The sequence below is a fragment of the Burkholderia anthina genome (assembly GCF_001547525.1).
In the GTDB taxonomy this organism is placed as follows: Bacteria; Pseudomonadota; Gammaproteobacteria; order Burkholderiales; family Burkholderiaceae; genus Burkholderia; species Burkholderia semiarida.
On the sequence record NZ_LNJP01000003.1, the window covers coordinates 968,167 to 987,014 of the forward strand.

The 18,848-nt window shown below is 66.4% G+C and carries 16 protein-coding genes and 1 riboswitch; of the genes, 10 read left to right on the forward strand and 6 right to left on the reverse strand.

The features are described 5' to 3' along the window. Window positions 1–123: 123 nt before the first annotated feature. From WS64_RS24550 to WS64_RS24560, 3 genes are all read left to right on the forward strand, one after another. Window positions 124–609 (forward strand): hypothetical protein, encoded by a 486-nt coding sequence (locus WS64_RS24550; protein WP_059640465.1) that lies wholly within the window; start codon window positions 124–126, stop codon window positions 607–609. Window positions 610–852: 243 nt separating this feature from the next. Beyond that, window positions 853–2,322: a PepSY-associated TM helix domain-containing protein gene (locus WS64_RS24555; protein WP_060967978.1), complete on the forward strand. Its 1,470-nt coding sequence runs from the start codon at window positions 853–855 to the stop codon at window positions 2,320–2,322. Between the two features lie 40 nt (window positions 2,323–2,362). After that, window positions 2,363–4,480, forward strand: coding sequence for a TonB-dependent receptor (locus tag WS64_RS24560; RefSeq protein WP_060967979.1), 2,118 nt, complete (start codon window positions 2,363–2,365; stop codon window positions 4,478–4,480). Window positions 4,481–4,568: 88 nt separating this feature from the next. On the opposite strand, the gene WS64_RS24565 is transcribed toward WS64_RS24560, so the two are convergent. Further along, window positions 4,569–5,813, reverse strand: coding sequence for an NADH:flavin oxidoreductase/NADH oxidase family protein (locus WS64_RS24565; RefSeq protein WP_060968576.1), 1,245 nt, complete (start codon window positions 5,811–5,813; stop codon window positions 4,569–4,571). 77 nt (window positions 5,814–5,890) lie between these two features. On the opposite strand from WS64_RS24565, the gene WS64_RS24570 reads away from it, so the two are divergent. Both WS64_RS24570 and WS64_RS24575 read left to right on the forward strand, forming a co-directional pair. Then, complete coding sequence (locus WS64_RS24570) at window positions 5,891–6,349, forward strand: MerR family transcriptional regulator (RefSeq protein ID WP_060967980.1); 459 nt, start codon at window positions 5,891–5,893, stop codon at window positions 6,347–6,349. A 176-nt stretch (window positions 6,350–6,525) separates the two neighbouring features. Further along, entirely contained in the window at window positions 6,526–6,846 is a 321-nt protein-coding gene (locus WS64_RS24575) for a DUF1330 domain-containing protein (RefSeq protein ID WP_060967981.1), read from the forward strand. A gap of 28 nt (window positions 6,847–6,874) precedes the next feature. Here WS64_RS24575 and WS64_RS24580 read toward each other — a convergent pair whose 3' ends face one another. Then, on the reverse strand, window positions 6,875–7,711 hold the full coding sequence (locus tag WS64_RS24580) for an NAD-dependent epimerase/dehydratase family protein (RefSeq protein WP_060967982.1): 837 nt from the start codon (window positions 7,709–7,711) through the stop codon (window positions 6,875–6,877). Between the two features lie 71 nt (window positions 7,712–7,782). Here WS64_RS24580 and WS64_RS24585 point away from each other — a divergent pair, with 71 nt between their 5' ends. Next, on the forward strand, window positions 7,783–8,886 hold the full coding sequence (locus WS64_RS24585; RefSeq protein WP_060967983.1) for a LacI family DNA-binding transcriptional regulator: 1,104 nt from the start codon (window positions 7,783–7,785) through the stop codon (window positions 8,884–8,886). Between the two features lie 80 nt (window positions 8,887–8,966). On the opposite strand, the gene WS64_RS24590 is transcribed toward WS64_RS24585, so the two are convergent. After that, window positions 8,967–10,259 (reverse strand): MFS transporter, encoded by a 1,293-nt coding sequence (locus WS64_RS24590; RefSeq protein WP_059579857.1) that lies wholly within the window; start codon window positions 10,257–10,259, stop codon window positions 8,967–8,969. Between the two features lie 174 nt (window positions 10,260–10,433). Here WS64_RS24590 and WS64_RS34545 point away from each other — a divergent pair, with 174 nt between their 5' ends. Together WS64_RS34545 and WS64_RS24595 are read left to right on the forward strand one after the other, a co-directional pair. Further along, window positions 10,434–10,622, forward strand: coding sequence for a hypothetical protein (locus WS64_RS34545; protein ID WP_155634582.1), 189 nt, complete (start codon window positions 10,434–10,436; stop codon window positions 10,620–10,622). A gap of 50 nt (window positions 10,623–10,672) precedes the next feature. Continuing rightward, window positions 10,673–11,206, forward strand: coding sequence for a methylated-DNA--[protein]-cysteine S-methyltransferase (locus tag WS64_RS24595; protein ID WP_060967984.1), 534 nt, complete (start codon window positions 10,673–10,675; stop codon window positions 11,204–11,206). A 68-nt stretch (window positions 11,207–11,274) separates the two neighbouring features. Here WS64_RS24595 and WS64_RS24600 read toward each other — a convergent pair whose 3' ends face one another. Beyond that, window positions 11,275–11,766, reverse strand: a complete 492-nt coding sequence (locus WS64_RS24600) for an Lrp/AsnC family transcriptional regulator (RefSeq protein ID WP_060967985.1) — start codon at window positions 11,764–11,766, stop codon at window positions 11,275–11,277. A gap of 156 nt (window positions 11,767–11,922) precedes the next feature. Here WS64_RS24600 and glmS point away from each other — a divergent pair, with 156 nt between their 5' ends. Beyond that, window positions 11,923–13,752 carry a glutamine--fructose-6-phosphate transaminase (isomerizing) gene (gene glmS, locus WS64_RS24605; protein ID WP_059640481.1) on the forward strand — a complete coding sequence of 610 codons (1,830 nt, stop codon included), beginning with the start codon at window positions 11,923–11,925 and terminating at the stop codon, window positions 13,750–13,752. Window positions 13,753–13,800: 48 nt separating this feature from the next. Here glmS and WS64_RS34550 read toward each other — a convergent pair whose 3' ends face one another. After that, window positions 13,801–14,157 (reverse strand): hypothetical protein, encoded by a 357-nt coding sequence (locus tag WS64_RS34550; protein ID WP_155644586.1) that lies wholly within the window; start codon window positions 14,155–14,157, stop codon window positions 13,801–13,803. 42 nt (window positions 14,158–14,199) lie between these two features. Next, window positions 14,200–14,303, reverse strand: a riboswitch (SAM-I-IV-variant riboswitch). A 151-nt stretch (window positions 14,304–14,454) separates the two neighbouring features. Continuing rightward, window positions 14,455–15,381: a hypothetical protein gene (locus WS64_RS24615; protein WP_347876639.1), complete on the reverse strand. Its 927-nt coding sequence runs from the start codon at window positions 15,379–15,381 to the stop codon at window positions 14,455–14,457. 698 nt (window positions 15,382–16,079) lie between these two features. Here WS64_RS24615 and WS64_RS24620 point away from each other — a divergent pair. Continuing rightward, a complete protein-coding gene (locus WS64_RS24620; RefSeq protein ID WP_060967987.1) occupies window positions 16,080–18,842 on the forward strand; it encodes a type VI secretion system Vgr family protein in 2,763 nt (920 codons plus the stop codon). Window positions 18,843–18,848 lie beyond the last annotated feature (6 nt).

The window sequence follows — 18,848 nt, forward strand, 5'->3', positions numbered from 1 at the left end:
GCGGGCGCAACCGACCGGAGGCCGCGCAGGACCGGCGCGGCCACGCCGGCCATGCGTGATTCGCCCCACGCACACGCACGGCCCGCCTGCCCCTCCGCGCAAACGGAGGTACAATCGCGCGCCATGAACGCACTTCGCCGCTTCCTGCTCCGGCCAGGCGTCGCGCGACAGTTGCTGTGGGGGTTCCTCCTCGTGACGCTGCTGTCCCGCGCGCTGATGTCGGGCGCCGTGATGCTCGATCCGGACGGTCCGGATGCGGGCTCGGTAGTGCTGTGTTCCGGCCAAGGCCCGCTGATCGTCACGAGCGCCGCGCTGGCCGCCCGCTTCGACGCGAGCGCGCCGATCACGCCGGCCAACGATGCGCGCGCCCTCGTCGATGCGCTCAACCATGACGCGCACGCCGACAAGGCCGCGCCCTCCGGCCACGGCGACGGCCTGTGCGCATTCGGCGCCGCGCTGTTCACCGCGCTCGCATCGTTCGCGCTGCTGGTGCTGCTGTTCCCCGCGGCGCCGCCGCGGCGCTTCCGCGTTCAATTCGACAGCCTTCCGTTCGTGCGATCGATATTCGACGATCGCCCGCCCTCCCGCGCGCCTCCTCTGTTCTGCTGAACGCTCCGCCCCGTGGCGCGTGCACGTCGACGTGCATGCGCGTTCACGCCGTTCGTTTCACCCGACCTGATTCACGCGTTCACTCGCATGCCCGCCTCGCGCGGGCGACGCCGCCCTGCGCACCGTTTGCGCGGCGTGCCGCGCCGCCTGCCTGCGGCGATGCACGCACGCGGGTGTGACGCACGTCGACGGCGGCCGGCCCGCGCCGCTCCCGCCGCTCGACGAACCCGAGGAGTTCACACCATGTCGACCACCGTCGATCGGGCCATCTCGCCCGCCCGTTCCGCCAGCGCCGGTTACCGGACGCTCTGGCGCTGGCATTTCTATGCCGGCCTGTTCGTGATGCCGTTTCTCGTGATCCTCGCGATCACGGGCACGCTCTATTGCTTCCAGCCGCAGATCGAGCCGCTGCTGTATCCGCACCGGCTGATCGTCGAGCCGCGCGCGACGCCGCGACTCGATGCCGACACGCTGCTCGCCCGCGCCCGCACCGCGATGCCGGCCGGCGCGACGCCGATTTCCGTGCAGATCGCCACCGCGCCGGATCGCAGCGCCGAGTACGTTTTCCGGCTGCGCGACGGCAGCCGCGAGAGCGTGTACGTGAACCCGTACGACGGCAGCGTGCTCGGCACGCTAAGCGTCGAGAACCGCTTCATGCAGGTCGACCGGATGCTGCATCGCAAGCTGCTGCTCGGCAAGACCGGCGAGTTGCTGATGGAACTCGCCGCGTGCTGGACCTTCGTGATGATCGGCACCGGCATCGCGCTGTGGTGGCCGCGCGGCGCGGCACGCGTCGGGCGCGCGCTGCGGCCCGACCTGTCGCTGCGCGGCCGGCCGCTGTGGAAGAGCCTTCACGCGACGGCCGGTATCTGGCTCGCGGCCGGCACGATCGCGTTCATCCTGTCCGGGCTGCCGTGGTCGGGCTCGTGGGGCAAGAACTTCAAGGCCCTCGCCGCGACCGTGAACCTCGGCGCGCCGGAAGGCGCGTGGGGCGGTGCGTCGGTACGCTCGACGCGCCCCAGCGCCGCAGCGACGCCATCGACCGCGCCAGCGCAGGGCGTCGCGCCGTCCGGCCATCACCACGATTCCGGCGAATCGATGCCGGGGATGGTGATGGACGACCTGCCGTTGCCGCAGACGCCGTGGGCCGTCGGCAACGTGCCCGTGCCGCATTCGCCGTCCGCGCCGACGCCCGCGCCGCTGCCGCTGGCCCGCGCGATCGCGATCGTCGCCGGGCTCGGCGTGACGAGCGGCTACACGCTCGCGCTGCCGTCCGGCCCGGACGGCGTGTTCACCGCGTCGTACTTTCCGGCCGACCCGAAGGCCGAACGCACGATCTACGTCGACCAGTACAGCGGCGCCGTCTTGAAGGACATCCGCTATGACGACTACGGTGCGGTAGCGCGAGCGGTGTCGTACGGCACGTCGCTGCACATGGGCCGATATTTCGGGCTCGCGAACCAGATCATCTGCGCGGTGCTGTCGCTCGGGCTGGCCGCGATGGCCGTCACGGGCACGGTGATGTGGTGGAAGCGCCGCCCGGCCGGGACGCTGGGCGCACCGTCGCGCGAACGCGGCACGCCGCCGATGCGCGGCTGGATCGCCGGGCTCGTGCTGCTCGGCATCGTTTTCCCGTTGATGGGGCTGACGATCGTCGCGGTCTGGTTGATCGACCGGCTGCTGTTCGGCCGCGCGGCTGCCGCCGCGGCGTGATCGATGCAAGCGCTTCCCCCATTCGAAGGAACCCGAAACAATGAAGTTCAGATTGATGCTGCCTGCTGCCGTGCTCGCGGCGCTGTCGCCGGCCGGGCAGGCACAGGAAAGTGGCGTTGACAGCACCGGCGCCACGCTCGCACCGATTCGCGTCGACGCGCAGAAGGCGCCCGCCCTGACGCAACCGCTCGACACGGGCAGCCATCTCGGGCTGTCGCCGCTCGAAACGCCCGCGAGCGTCGAACAGATCAGCCGCGCGACACTCGACACGCGCGGCGACAGCTCGATCATCGACGCCGTGAGCCGCGCCGCCGGCATCAGCGCGTCGCCGCATCCGGGCAACGGCAACTCGGAGCTCGCCGCGCGCGGCTTCGTCGGCGCGTCGTCGGTCACGCAGCTCTACGATGGCGTGCGCCCGTACGGCGCGATCGGCGTCACGTTCCCGTTCGACACGTGGTCGGTCGACCATATCGACGTGCTGCGCGGCCCCGCCTCGGTGATCTACGGCGAAGGCGCGATCGGCGGCGTGGTCAACATCGTCCCGAAGAAGCCGACGCGCACGCCGATCCGCAACGAACTGCAAATCGGCGGCGGCACCGAGGGTACGGCGCGCGCCGCGTTCGGCAGCGGCGGCGCGATCAACGACAAGCTGTCGTACCGCTTCGACATCAGCGGCAATCGATCGTCCAACTGGGTCGATCGCGGCAATTCGCGCAACCTGTCGGTCTCCGGCGCGCTGCGCTACGACGTGACGTCCGATCTGTACGTGACGGCATCGTACGCGCAGGGCTTCATGCATCCGATGCAGTATTTCGGCGTGCCGCTCGTCAACGGCGCGCGCGATCGTGCGCTCGACAAGAAGAACTACAACGTCGGCGACGCCGACATCGCGTTCCGCGACAGCTGGGCCACCGTATCGGCGAACTGGCAGCCGAGCGACGGCCTGAACGTGACGAGCACGCTGTACCGGATGAAGAGCAACCGTCACTGGAAGGATGCGGAGTACTACACGTATCTGCCGTCGAGCGCGCAAGTCCGGCGCAGCAGCTACACCGAGATCTTTCACGACCAGGAGCAGTACGGCAACGTGACGACGGCCACCGTCGGCAGTGTGCTGCTCGGGATGCGCAACACGTTTTCGGCGGGCGTCGAGTTCAACCACACGACGTTCCAGCACGACAACAACTCGCCGTATGCGGGCACGTCGACGGTCGATCCGTTCGACTTCGATCCGGGCCGTTTCATCAATACGGCCGGCACGTTTCCGAAGTACCGCAGCCAGTCGAACCAGTACGCGCTGTTCGCGGAGAACCGGCTCGAGATCACGCCGCGCTGGTCGGTGATCGGCGGGCTGCGCTACGACCATGCGAGCGTGAACCGCGACGATCTCGTGAACGGCGGCGCATTCACGAAGGTGTTCGCGAATACCGGCTGGCGCATCGGCACCGTGTACGACGTGCGGCCCGGCCTCGCCGTGTACGGCCAGTATTCGGTCGCGGCCGATCCGATCAGCTCGCTGCTGTCGCTCAATGCGTCGAAGGCGAATTTCACGCTCGCGACCGGCCGGCAGATCGAGATCGGCGTGAAGCAGTCGTTTCTCGACGGCAAGGCCGAATGGACGCTTGCCGCATACCGGATCGTCAAGAGCAACCTGCTGACGGCCGACCCGGTGAACCCGAACCAGTCGATCCAGGTCGGCCAGCAGTCGTCGCGCGGGCTGGAAGCGACGGTCGGCGCGGAGATCGCGAAGGACTGGCGCGTCGATGCGAACGTGTCGATCCTGCGCGCGAAATACGACGATTTCCAGCAGTCGTCAGGCGGCGCGACCGTATCGCGCGCGGGCAACGTGCCGGTGTCGGTGCCGCAGCGGCTCGCGAACCTGTGGGTGAGCTGGCGCTTCGCACCGGACTGGACGGGCATCGCGGGCGTCAAGTACGTGGGCAAGCGGTTCGCCGATACCGCGAACCAGCTCGTGATGCCGTCGTACACGACCGTCGACCTCGGCCTCGCATGGAAGCCGCGCAAGGACACGACGATCACCGCACGCGCGTACAACGTGTTCAATCGCCGCTACGTGCAGTCCGCGTACTACAACGAGACGCAGTATCTGCTCGGCAACGACCGGCGGTTCGAGGTGCTGGCGAACTACCGCTTCTGAGCGCGCACGCCGCCGCGCAACGTGCAAGGCGGCACGGGCGCGGCGGCGCGCCGGTCAGCCTTCGGCATCGCCAGCCCGCCTCGATGCATCACGCACGCGTGCCCACCGCGCGCCCCGCCATCCACTTCCGGTAGCGCCGCGTCTGGCACTGCGCGGCCAGTTGCTCCCGCACCAGCGCGCGCAACGGCGACACCCGCGGGTGCGGGCGGCGCCCTTCGCTGAGCCGCGCGAGCTGGAACTTGACGACGGCCATGTTCGCCAGCGCGCCCAGCGCCTTGTTTTTCCAGCGGATCGGCCGCAGCACCGGCGCGCTGTCCTTGCCGGCGCGCCAGTCGCGCGGCAGGTTCGGGTCGATCGACAGCGCGGTCGCGATGCCGACCATCGCCACGCCGCTGTCCACCACCTGCTCGGCCACCGCACGGCGGCGGATCCCGCCCGTGACCATCAGCGGCATCCGCGCGACGGCGGTGATGTCGCGCGCGAATTCGAGGAAATACGCTTCGCGCGCGAGCGTGCGCCCATCGCGTGCCTCGCCCTGCATCGCCGGCACTTCATAGCTGCCGCCCGACAGTTCGACGAGATCGACGCCGAGCGGATTCAGCAGTTCGACCACGCGCTTCGCGTCGTCCGCGCTGAAGCCGCCGCGCTGGAAATCCGCCGAGTTCAGCTTCACCGCGACGACGAAGGCCGGCGACACCGCCGCGCGCACCGCCTTCACGATATCGAGCAGCAGGCGCGCGCGATTCTCGATGCTGCCGCCCCATTGGTCCTGCCGGCGGTTCGTCAGCGGCGACAGGAACTGGCTCAGCAGATAGCCGTGCGCCGCGTGCACCTGCACGCCGGTGAAGCCGCTTTGCTCGGCGAGCTGCGCGGCGCGCACGAAGCGCTGCTGCACGTCGGCGATATCGGCTGCGGTCATTTCCTTCGGCACCGGAAACTGCTTCGACAGCGCGCCGAGCGCGAGCGGCACGGCCGACGGCGCGAGCGTCGTCTGGCCGAGCGCCGCCTGCATCTGGCGCCCAGGGTGATTGATCTGCATCCACACGTGCGCGCCGCCCGAACGCGCGATCTGCGCCCAGCGGCGGAAGCGGTCGAGATGCGCGTCGCTTTCGAGCACGACGCCGTTCGGCCCCGTCATCGCGCGGCCGTCCACCATCACGTTGCCGGTCAGGATCAGGCCGACCTGACCGTCCGCCCACGCCTGGTACAGGCGCAGCAACGCGTCGGACGGCGCGTGGTCCGCATCGGCCATGTTTTCTTCCATCGCGGCCTTGGCCAGACGGTTCGGAACCACCGCCCCATTGGGCAGTGTGAGGGGCGCAAACAGATTCATGGTGAGCATCCTCGATTGACGATGCCCAACGATAACTTTAAAGTCAACTTTAAGGTCAAGCCCTTTTGGAGCCCACCATGAAAATCGGCGAACTGGCGAAGGCGAGCGGCCTCGCGGCGTCGCGCATCCGCTTCTACGAAGCGAGCGGCCTGCTCGAACCGGCCCGCCGGCAGGCGAACGGTTATCGGGAATACGGGCCGGAAGCGTTGACGCGGCTCGCGATCATCGACCGCGCGCAATGCGCGGGCTTCTCGCTCGACGAGATTCGTGCGGTGCTGCCGCCGGATCTCGGCGCGTGGCCGCACGACGAACTGCTGGACGCGCTGCGGCACAAGGTCGGCGAAATCGCGCTGCTCGAACGGCGTCTCGCGCAGAACCGACAGCATCTGGAAACGCTGATCGACGCGATCGAAAACAAGCCGGCCGGCGAGGATTGCACGGGCGCCGTACAGCGGATGCTCGACCGGCTGTGCGAGCAGGCCAGCGAGCCGCTGGAACCGGCGCGAGTCGTGCGGCCGGCGCGCAAGCGGGCGTGATGGAGTGTGCCGCGGGATTGCGTCGTGTCATCCATCGATCGATGCGCGCGCGGCCTGAAGCGCGACACGGCGCGGTTGTCCCGATTTGCTTACGTCGCAGGTAATCGACGCGCGCCGCCCGCGCCGCGATCATGGCCCCATCGACTCACGCACCGCATCCCGCCAAGGAGCCCGCCATGACCGCCTACGCCATCGCCCACCTGCACGACGTCGAGATGTGCGACGACATCGTCGAATACCTCGAACGGATCGACGGCACGCTCGCGCCGTACGACGGCCATTTCGTGATTCACGGCGCACGGCCCGAAGTGCGCGAAGGCGCGTGGCGCGGCGACCTGATCGCGATCGCGTTTCCCGATCTCGACGCGGCGCGCGCGTGGTACGACTCGGATGCGTACCGGCAGATCCAGCCGCTGCGCGCACGCCACGCGAGCGGCCCGTTGATCCTGATCGACGGCGTCGACGAACGGCACAAGGCGACCGATATCCTGCGTTGACGATTGACGCCGGCGGCGCCGGCAGCGCTTACGACACCTTCCGCTCCATCGGCTCCCCGACGACGAACCCGCCGCCCTGGAACCGCTGCGCGGGATCATCGTACTCGGCGGTCGGCGCCGTCACCGGGAACAGCCCCGCGAACTGCTCGGAGCTGTCGCGCGGGCGGAAGCCGAGGAAGCCGACCTTCGTGTTGTCCCACCACTTCACCGGGTTGTCCGACGCACCGTAGACGATCGCGTGCCCGACGCGGTTCGTCAGCAGCGAGCAGCGCACGAGCTCGATGAAATCGCGATAGCTGAGGAACGTGACGAGCATGCGCGGATTCTTCGGCACCTCGAACGACGAACCGATCCGCAGGCATACGGTTTCGATCCCGAAGCGGTCGAAGTAGTAGCGCGACAGCGATTCGCCGAAGCATTTCGTCACGCCGTACAGGCTGTCCGGGCGCAGCGGCGCATCGGCATCGAGCACTTCGGTGACCGGATGGAAACCGATCGCATGGTTCGAGCTCGCAAACACGACGCGCTTCACGCCATGCTTGCGCGCGGCTTCGTACAGGTTATACGTGCCGGTGATGTTCGCGCCGACCAGATCGTCGAACGGCGCATCGACCGAAATGCCGCCGAGATGGACGATCGCGTCGACGCCTTCGACGAGCTGCATCACGGCCGGCCGATCGGCCAGATCGACGACGCGGAGCTCTTCATGGGCGGCCGCGTCGCCGAGCGTCGCGATGTCGCTGACGCGCACGACGTCGGCCCAGTCGGCGAGCGCGCCGCGCAACTGGCGGCCGAGGTTGCCGGCCGCGCCCGTCAGCAGCAGGCGGCCGAACGGTTTGCGCGCGGCGGTGGATGAGGCGTTCATCGAATCTCCTTGGATCTGACCTAAACCGGAAAACGTTTTCCAACTATACGCGGACGCCGCGCCGAACGTCAATGGTCGGACCTGTTCGCGGCCATCCGCATTTTCCCGATATCGACGGCCGGCCGCGCGCGGGCTTTTTCTGCCACAATCCGGCGTTATCGAACGAAAACGTTACCCTTCGGATGAAAAAAGTTTCCCCGACGATCCGCGACGTGGCCGCGGAAGCCGGCGTGTCGGTCGCGACGGTATCGAAGTACGTGAACGGCACGCAGCGCTTCTCGCCGACCGTCGAGGCACGGCTGAAGGAAGCCATCGAGCGGCTCGGCTACCGATCGAACCCGCTCGCGCGTTCGATGATCACCGGCCGCACGCGCACCATCGGCCTCGTGATCCTCGACATCAGCAACCCGCACTTCACGAACGTCGTGAAAGGCGCGAACCGCGTCGCGCTGCAACACGACTACACGCTGCTGCTCGTCGACACCGAGGAGAACCAGACGCGCGAACGCTCGCTGATCGAGGCGCTCGCGCAGCGCGTCGACGGGCTGATCGTCAGCACGCGGATGCCCGACGAGGAAGCCGGCTGGATGCTCGACCTCAACAAGCCGCTCGTGCTGCTGCGTCGCAGCCCCGGCCTGCCGATTCCGAGCGTCGGCATCGACAACCGGCTGTCGACCTACATGCTCGCGCGTCACCTGCTCAACCTCGGCCACACGCGCATCGCGTATCTCGGCTTCGGCACCGCGCGCGTGAACGACGAACGGATCCAGGGCGCGCGCGACTGCCTCGCCGAAGCAGGGCTCACGCTCGACGTGCACGACGCGCACGCGCCGACCGCCGAGGCCGGCGAGCGCGCGTGCTCGCGCGTGATGCTCGGGCCGCAGCGCCCGCAGGCCGTGATCTGCTACAACGACTTGATCGCGCTCGGCTTCATGAAGGAAGCCGCGTCGCTCGGCTTCCGGCTGCCGCAGGACGTGTCCGTCGCCGGCATCGACAACGTGCCGTATGGCGCATACGCGGCGCCGGCGCTGACGACCGTCGACATCCAGAGCGAGAACATGGGCGAGCTCGCGATGCAGAAGCTGATCGACGCGCTCGCCGGGCGCACCGACGCGAGCTATTCGACGTTCGAGCCGCGGTTGATCATGCGCGCGTCGACGGCCTCGGCCGGCTGACGCGTTCGCGACGCGCACTTTTCCCCAACGCAAAAAGGAAGCGCCGCCCGAGGGCGGCGCATTCGTTTGCCGGAATGCGCTTACGCATCGAGTTTCGCGGGCTTCATCTTCGGCGTGAGCACATGCATCACGGCCAGCGCGATCAGATAGGCCGATGCGCCGATCGCGAACAGCACCCAGTAGTGGCCGGTGCGCTGCAGCACCTGGCCGATCACTTCCGAGAACAGCACGCCGCCGATCGAGCCGGCCATCCCGCCGATGCCGACCACCGACGCGACCGCGCGGCGCGGGAACAGGTCGGAGGCCGTCGTGAACAGGTTCGCCGACCAGCCCTGGTGCGCGGCGGCGGCGAGGCCGACGATCAGCACCGCGATCCACAGGCTCTGCACCTGCGACACGAACGCGATCGGCAGCACGCAGCATGCGCAGATCAGCATCGCCGTCTTGCGCGCACGGTTCACGCTCCAGCCCGCACGCAGCAGCATCGACGACAGCCAGCCGCCGCCGATGCTGCCGACCGTCGTCAGCGCATAGATGCAGACGAGCGGCAAGCCGATGTGCTGCATGTCCATCCCGCGCGACTCGTTCAGCCACTTCGGCAGCCAGAACAGGTAGAACCACCACACCGGATCGGTCAGGAACTTGCCGACCAGAAAGGCCCACGTCTCGCGCTTGCGGATCAGCTCGCCCCAGCGCGGCGCGCCGGCGTTCGCGTTCGCCGCGTCGAGCGCTTCGGCTTCGTCGCGCGGCTCGTCGTATTCCGCGGCGAGCGCGCGCGTGTCGGCCGTGCGATACATCACCAGCCACACCGCGAGCCACACGATGCCGATCGCGCCGATGATCACGAACGCCGCGCGCCAGCCGTAGGCCACCGCGATCGCCGGGATGATCGCCGGCGCGAACACCGCGCCGATGTTCGCGCCCGAGTTGAAGATGCCGGTGGCGAGCGCGCGTTCGCGGCGCGGGAACCATTCGGCCGTCGTCTTGATCGCGGCCGGGAAGTTGCCGCCCTCGCCGATCCCGAGCAGCGCGCGCACGAACGCGAAGCCCGCCACCGAGCCGACGGCCGCGTGCAGCATCGCGGCGATGCTCCACACCAGCATCGCGACCGCGTACGACACGCGCGTGCCGAGCCAGTCGACGATGCGCCCGAAGCCGAGCAGGCCCAGCGCATAGAACGCGGAAAACGCCATCACGATGCGGCCGTACTGCACCTGGCTCCAGCCGATGTCGTGCTGGAGCATCGGCGCGAGCAGGCCGAGGATCTGCCGATCCATGTAGTTGATCACGGTCGCGAAAAACAGCAGCGCACAGACGGTCCAGCGGTAGCGGCTCGCGGCCGCGCGCACGGCGCCGACGACGGCAGAGGGCATGAATGTCTCCGATGCGCGGTCGCGCCCGTCGCGCCGCACCAAGTTCGTTGACCGGCGACCGGCGCCGGGGCGAACGGCCCGCGCGCTCGCGCACAGGCCCTTTCACCAACCAATCTGGAAAACGTTTTTCAAAGGATAGGCCGCCTACCGGCACCGTGTCAGTCGGGGATTTCGATGAGTCATCTCAAATTGGTCGCGAGAAAAGAGACGACTGTTTCGCAGAGTGGTATTAACCGTTTTTCCGCCGATTTTCCCGCCGCGGCGTGGCGGCCGCGCGGCCGCCGAAACGCACGACCGATTCCGGCCGGAATCGACGTCGAGGATGGTTTACAGTCGTCACATGCGGCGCGCCGGGCGCCGTGACGCGCGTATGCCGCACTGCATGTGTGGCGCCTTCATGGAGATGTGTCGCGATGACTCCCGCTCACCTGATGCCGAGCCCGCTGGGCGACATCGCCGTACGCATCGAGGACGATGCGCTGACCGGCCTGTACTTCGTCGGCCAGAAATACTTTCCGTCGCTTGCGATCGCGACCGAAGCGAACGCGCGCGCGATGTCGCCCATCGCGCGCCAGGTCGCGGAAGAAATCGCCGAGTACTTCACCGGCGCGCGCGACATGTTCTCGGTGCCGATCGACCTGCGCGGCACCGCGTTTCAGCGACGCGTATGGAAGGAATTGCTCGCGATTCCGTTCGGCGAACTCGTGTCGTACGGCGACATCACCGAGCGCGTCGGGCTGCCGATGAGCGGCGCGCGCGCCGTGGGCGGCGCGGTCGGCCGCAATCCGATATCGATCATCGTGCCGTGCCACCGCGTGGTCGGCGCATCGGGCAGCCTGACCGGCTATGCGGGCGGCATCGAGCGCAAACGTGCGCTGTTGTCGCTCGAAGGCGCCGGGTTTTCGCGCGGCATGCATCAACCGATGCAGCAGGCGCTCGCGTTCTGACGCCATTCGGTGAACGACAGCCCCGTGTCCTGCCGGAACAGCCGCGACAGCGCAGCCGGTCACCCACGCTATGTGCGCTTGCGCATCGCATGCGCGACCCGCGCGTTCGCTTCGAATTTCGCGCGATGCGTCGAGAAAAACGTCCGCACGTTGCGGACGTTCGACGCGCCGGTGAACAGCCGTCGCGCGAATTCGTCGTATTCGGCCACGTCGGCCAGATCGGCGATCACGACGAAATCCGGCCCCGGCGACACGCGGTAGCACTGCGTGACGGCCGGCTCCGCGCACACGTATGCTTCGAACGCGTCGTAGTCCTCGGCCGTCTGCCGGTCGAGGCTGATCTCGATCAGCGCGGTGACGGCCGTGCCGATCGCGACCGGGTCGAGCACCGCCACCTGCCGGCGAATCACGCCGGCCTCGGTCAGCCGCCGCACGCGGCGCATGCAGGTGGGCGGCGACGACAGCGCGCGCTCGGCCAGTTGCAGGTTCGACACCGACGCATCCTCCTGCAGGATCGCGAGGATGCGCAGGTCGAGATCGTCGAGGGTGATGCCGGGCATCGGCTGCTCCTTCCAGCTAGATGGTGAAATTTAATTTCAACATGATAGTCTATCCACGGTTAATTTCATCTATCACTATTTTTTGAAATTTAATTCCATTTCGCTGGCTCTACCATCGCTCTCACTGATCCAGACAGGACATTTACGGAGCGCGATATGTGTGGAATTGTCGGGGCGGTAGCCCAGCGGGACATCCTGCCGAACCTCGTCGACGGCCTGAAGCGGCTCGAATACCGCGGCTACGATTCGTGCGGCGTCGTGGTCTACCGCGACCGCGCGCTGGCGCGCGCCCGAAGCGTCGATCGTGTCGCGAATCTGCAGCGCGAGATCGCCGCGCAGGCGTTGTCCGGTTACACCGGCATCGCGCATACGCGCTGGGCCACGCATGGCGCGCCCGTCACGCTCAACGCGCATCCGCACTTCTCTCCGAGCGACGCGAACGCGCGCATCGCGCTGTCGCACAACGGGATCATTGAGAACTGCGATCAACTGCGCGCGGAACTGCAGGCGCACGGCTACGTGTTTGCCAGCCAGACCGACAGCGAGGCGATCGCGCACCTGATCGATCATCTGTACGACGGCGATCTGTTCGAGGCCGTGCGGCTTGCGGTCGCGCGACTGCGCGGCAGCTATGCGATCGCGGTGATGTGCCGCGACGAGCCGCACCGGATCGTCGGCGCGCGCGACGGGATGCCGCTCGTCGTCGGGGCCGGCGAAGGCGAGAATTTTCTGGCGTCCGATGCGATGGCGCTGTCGGGCATCACCGATCGCATTGCGTACCTGGAGAACGGCGACGTCGCCGATATCCAACTGCATCGCTACTGGATCGTCGATGCGGCCGGCCAGCGCGTCGAGCGCGCGGTGCAACGCGTCGCCGCGCATAGCGGCGCGGCCGATCTCGGGTCGTACCGCTACTACATGCAGAAGGAGATCTTCGAACAGCCGCAGGCCGTGGCCGATACGCTGCTCGACGTTTCGTCGATCATGCCCGAGCTGTTCGGCGACGGCGCGTGGAGGGCGTTCAACGACGTCGATTCGGTGCTGCTGCTCGCGTGCGGCGGCAGCTATCACGCGGCGCTGACCGCGAAGTACTGGATCGAGAGCATTGCGAAGCTGCCGGCCAGCGTCGAGATTGCCAGCGAGTTCCGCTATCGCGACAGCGTGCCGAATTCGCGCACGCTGGTGGTTGCGGTGTCGCAGAGCGGCGAGACGGCCGATGTGCTCGGGGCCGTGCATGTCGCGAAACGCAGCGGGATGATGCACACGCTCGCGATCTGCAACGTCGCGACGAGTGCGTTGATGCGCGAATGTGCGCTGCAGTTCGTGACGCGTGCGGGAATCGAGATCGGGGTGGCTTCGACGAAAGCGTTTACGACGCAGCTCGTCGCGCTGTTCCTGCTGACGTTGTCACTGGCGCAGGTGCGCGGGCGGTTGAGCGACGACGAAGAAAAGGAACATCTGCGTGCGCTGCGGCATCTGCCCGACGCGATGTCGAAGGTGCTCGCGCTGGAACCGCAGATCATGGCGTGGTCGGAGTTGCTCGCGCGACGCGACAACATGCTGTTTCTCGGACGCGGGATGCATTATCCGATCGCACTCGAAGGCGCGCTGAAGATGAAGGAGATTTCCTATATTCATGCGGAGGCTTATCCGGCCGGCGAGCTGAAGCATGGGCCGCTGGCGCTCGTCAGCAACGAAATGCCGGTGATCGCGGTCGCGCCGAACGACATGCTGCTCGAGAAGCTCAGGTCGAACATGCATGAGGTCAGTGCGCGCAATGGGCGGCTGTTCGTGTTCGCGGATGTGGACTGCGGGTTGGTGCCGAGCGAGGGGATCGAGGTGATTCGGCTGAACGAGTACTACGGGCCTTTGTCGCCAATCCTGCATACGGTGCCGATGCAATTGCTCGCGTATCACGCGGCGCTCGCGCGGGGAACGGATATTGATAAGCCCAGGAATCTGGCTAAGTCGGTGACGGTGGAGTGAGGGGGGTTCCCCTCGTCACCCGATGAAGCCACGACGCGCACGCATCGTCTAATGGCCGCTCTTCGACCCATGTCCGGCGGCCGCCGCCCCCACCCGAACGAAATGATGCTCGACCCTCGTCCGGAGCACGCCATCGAGCGCGGCGAGCCGTTCACGCAGCCGAACCGCTTGCCCTTCCGTCATCTCGCCGAGCACAATCTTCTGCTCGAGCACGTCGCCACAGCGGGTGATGGCCCACCGGTCGACCGTCGCCGTTTCCCCTTCGAGTACGGCAGCCGCGGTCGAAACGATGCCCGGATTCCGTCTCGAAACGAGATGAACCGTATGCGTCAACGTGAAACCGGGAAGAAAACGCGACCAGTCTTCACAGACCGTCGGATGGGAAGCGGAGGAAACTTGGCTCATGGTTGCTCCGGATGAGTGGTTATCGAACCGGTGCCAGCCATGCTGTTCCCGTTTCGTTGCCGTCAATCGGCCGCATCGCCTCGAGGGCGTCCACCTTGCCCGGGAGGGCAGGTTGGCGTCGGAAGACCCGACTCTGGATGCTTGAATTCTCACGTTCGACATTCCGAACGTGGGTCCATTATACCGAAAAGCCGGCGTTGAACAAGCGGCCCCCGAACGCGCCGCTTCGGCCGGATGGCTCCGCTGATCCGGCCCTTCCCTATCCGTGCGCCTGCATGACCGGCCCGCCGGAAACCGCTACTTCGACAACCGCAGCTTCTTCGACACCACGACGCCGCTCGACGGACTCACCAGCCAGATATCGCGGAGATCCATGTGCAACGTGGAGATCCTCGTCGAAATGTCCGTCGGCTCCTCGATACTCGGATCGGCGTGTTCGGTTTGTTCGGTCAGGTAAGGCCGAACCAGGCGCCCGGAAAAAACGAGTGCGAAGTCGCCTTGCGTCCGCGCGTACTCGGCGGCCGAAAGCCGCATGCGGCTCCTGACCGTGGTCTTTTTGCCTTGTCCGGCGTCGAGTTCGATGATGTCGACGTGCTGGATGTACCCTTTTGCCTTCGCTTCCGGCGCAATCACGAGCCCGCGCCCTCGCGGCCCCGTCGTCACCCTTCTGAGCAGGATGCCAGCCCGGCCGTCGCGCTCCGCATCGAACAGGTCGACGTCCAGCGTCAGCAGGTGCGGCCGTGACCGGTATCTCAGCCCGTACCGCACCGGCACCACGAACGTCACGTCACGATCCAGACCGACGGCCGCCAGGTCGGGATCCGGGCCGTGCCGGCCGGCGGCGCCGGAGACCGCGCCGCGAATCCGGTCACGCAACGAAGGCGGCAGCGTATTGACGTGCAGCTTCTGCAACGCTTCGCGGATGGCAACCGGATCGTCGCCGACGATCGGTCGTGCCGCGGGCGTGCCGTGATCGACAGCCGCCGCGACGTGCGTCGCGCCGTCGCCAGCCTCCACTTGTGCATGCGCCGCGACTGGCGCCAGCATCGCCACGGCGACGATGCACGCGAAGCGTGAACAACCCAATTTGAATCTCCGGTGAAACACGACGAACTCCCGAACGCGTCCAGATCGATCAACGACGAGCACTATAGGGTGGAATGATCGGCCACGCACCCGCCATTTGAAATTGGCCGATGCCGGCACGCGTCGCCACAGATTCATTGTCGGCCCGGCGGCACGTCAATGGGCAACACTACCGTGTTGCCTTGGCGACAACAACCGACGCAAAGCGCGCGGCGGCGCCCGTCGCGCATCCGCAAACGCATCCCGCGCCATCGCCTGACTCGCGAAACACGTTCGGAGCCGGCTCGCCATTCACGCGCGCATTCGCGCCGCGACTCGCCCGCCGATAGTCCGGCGACGCATACCCGCATCGCCCGCTTCGACAACCGGTAGTGAAGCGCGGCGCTGATCAAATCAGCGTGCATTTTCGACATTCGATCGGCGGGTGAGCATATCGCGCGCCAGAGCGCAAGCCCGCCCGCATCGATTTCAATGGCATGACATGTCGCTGCTCGCATTGAGTCGGGACAATTCCGATTTTTTCAACCTCCCACTCAATCATGTCCGGACAAAAAAGCCCTACTTCGACGATATTGGAAAACGAGTCGAGACAAATACCAATCCAGAATAGTTGAATCGACACATTCTCATTCAAATAAAACCTCCGCTCAAACCAAACAAACATTAACCATTGTTTCAAAACAATTTTTTTTCCATCTCAAAATAAAAATATCATTTAAAGATAGAAATAGCTTGCTATTCTTCGCTCCGAAATTCCAAAGACCATCGTCTTGTCACCCTGAGAGGCGGATTCGAACCCATCCGAATCCGGAACAAAAAATAACGAGATTGTCGTTATGTCGATAGCAGCAACTTTGCGAAACTTTGCGTCGGGTCTGGTCGACCGGAACAAGCGACCGGTCGCCCTTCATTTCGGTCAGGCGCAACGCGCAGTCGGTCATCTGCTGGCGCTCCATCACGCCGATATCCGCGAGGGGCTCATGTCGGGCATCGAAGGGCAATTGACCTGCGTGTCCACCTACGATCATCTGCCGCCTGCGCTATTTCTCGGTTTGCCCGTATCGGTCCGGCTGACGACCGATCGAGGCGACATCCGGGCCGTCAACGCAATCGTGCACGAAGTGCGGGCCGGTCAATCCGACGGCGAACTGACCGTCTATCAGCTCCATGTATGCGATGCCCTGTCGCTGATGGACCGTCGCACGAACGCGCGCCTGTTCCGCTCGCGCAGCGTGCCGGACATTCTGGCGACGCTGATGAACGAGTGGAAACAGCGCAGCCCCGCGCTCGCGCGAGCGTTCGATTTCGACCTGTCGACCTTGCAGGCCGACCGCTATCCGGCACGCGAGCTGACGCGGCAGGTCAACGAATCCGACGCACGCTTCATCCGGCGTCTGCTGCGCCGGGAAGGCATCACGGTCTTTGCGAAGGCCGCCCCGGTCGAAGGCAGACGCGGCGTGACCGACGAGCGGCCGATTCACACGCTCGTGTTCTGCGACGATCCGCATCGTCTTCCGGACGCGCCGGCGGGCACCGTACGCCTTCACCCGCGCGACGCCGGCGTCGAGCAACGCGACACCGTGACGCTCTTCGCGTACGACCAGCGTCTGTCCGCGGGCAAGGTCCGCCGCCCGTCGTGGGATTACAAGACCGCGCGCGTGGACGATTTCGAGGCCGTCACCGACATCGACCAGGGCGAGTCGGGGAACGATCTCGCGCGTTTGCTGACCGACGTCGCGATCGACATCCCGCACGTCGGCGACTCGTGGAACGATCACGCACGCATCGCGCACGACCGGATGCTGGCCCATCAGTTCGAAGCCGCGCGCTTCGAAGGCATCGGCACCGTGCGCGACATGCTGGTCGGATACGGATTCACGCTGGCGGGCGACCCCGAGCTGGATATGAAGCCCATCGATCGTCGTCGGTTCGTCGTCACGTCGATTCGACACGTCATCTGGAACAACCTGCCGAAAGACTTGTCGAGCCGCGCAAGCGGGCTGTTCGCGGCAAGCCGCAACCTGACGCCAACCGTTCCGCCGCCCGATGCATCGGGACAAACGGACACGCGCTACGAAAACAGCTTCACGTGCGTGCAACGCGGTGTACCGCTCAAGCCGGCCTACGATCCGACGATCGACGCGCCGCCGGTTCACCTGCTGACCGGCACGATCGTCGGCACGCAGGGCGAGCAGGTGTTTTGCGACAAGGCCGGCCGCGTGCGCGTGCAGCTTCACGGTCTCGATCCGGCGGACCACGCTCATGCGCAAGGTGCCGGTACGAACGGCCTGGCCGGCGACAGCGCGCCGATTCGCGTCGCGGCGAGTCTCGCCGGCGAATGCTTCGGCGCGCTGTTCCTGCCGCGTGTCGGCATGGAAGTCCTGCTGGGGAGCCTGTCGGGCGATCCGGACCGTCTGGTGATCATCGGCGTGTTGAGCAACGGTGCGAACCCGCCGGCGACCTTCAGCGATACCGGCGCGCTTCCAGGCAATCGCTACGTGTCCGGCATCAAGACGCGGGAAATCAGGGGCCGCCGGCACAACCAGCTTCGCCTCGACGATACGCCGTCGCAGATCTCCGCGCAGTTGGCAAGCGAACATGCGCACACGCAGTTGAATCTCGGCTACCTGACGCAGCCGCGCATCGACGGCCACGGGGACGATCGGGGCGAAGGCGCGGAGCTGCGCACCGACGCCGCCGCGGCGTTGCGCGCCGCCCAAGGCATGCTGTTGACGACCTATGCGCGTTCGCACGCAACCGGCGGTCAGCTCGATCGCGACGAGCTGATCCACTTGCTCGATCAATGCACGGCGCTGTTCAAGTCGCTCGGCGATCATGCCGGCCAGCATGGCGGGCATTCCCCCGACACGGCCGGCCAGGACACCCTCGCCGATGCGTTCCGTCACTGGAAACCCGGCAGTTCGGAATCCGGCGCTACCGGCGACGCCCGCGCGTTCATGGCGTTCGGCGCGCAAGCGGGTTCGCTGAACGTCACGCCGAAAACGCACGTCACGTATGCGGGCGAGAACATCGATCAGATCGCGCAGCAAAACGTGCAAATCACGAGCGGCGAGCGAATCAATCTGAATGCCGGGCATGGCGTCGCGATGTTCGCGCACGGCAATGGCGTATCGGCGATCGCGCATCAGGGAAAAGTGGCCATTCAATCGCAGCACGACGACACGCAAATCGAGTCCGGCAAGGGCATTCAGTTGACCGCGGCCGGCGGCAAGCTTGCCGGCACGGCGAGCGACGAAGTCGTATTCGTCACGGCGGGCGGCGCGTATCTGAAGCTGCGTGGGAGCGATATCGAACTCGGATGCCCCGGCAAGTTCACCGTGAAATCCAACGGTCACGCATGGGACGGCCCCGCCAGCATGAGCGCCGATCTGCCGGCCTTCGATCGACATACGCTCGGCCGTGTCCCGAAGCTGATCCGCCCCACGGACGGCAACGCGGCGCCGGGGTTCGAAGGGCAGGTTCGAAAGGCATCGGGAACGCTGTCGAATTTGACGACCGACACGTCCGGGGAACTGCCGGCGGTCGACACCGACCGGTTCGAGAGGCTGGCGGTGCAGTTCACCAAGAAGAATGTTTAACGAAAG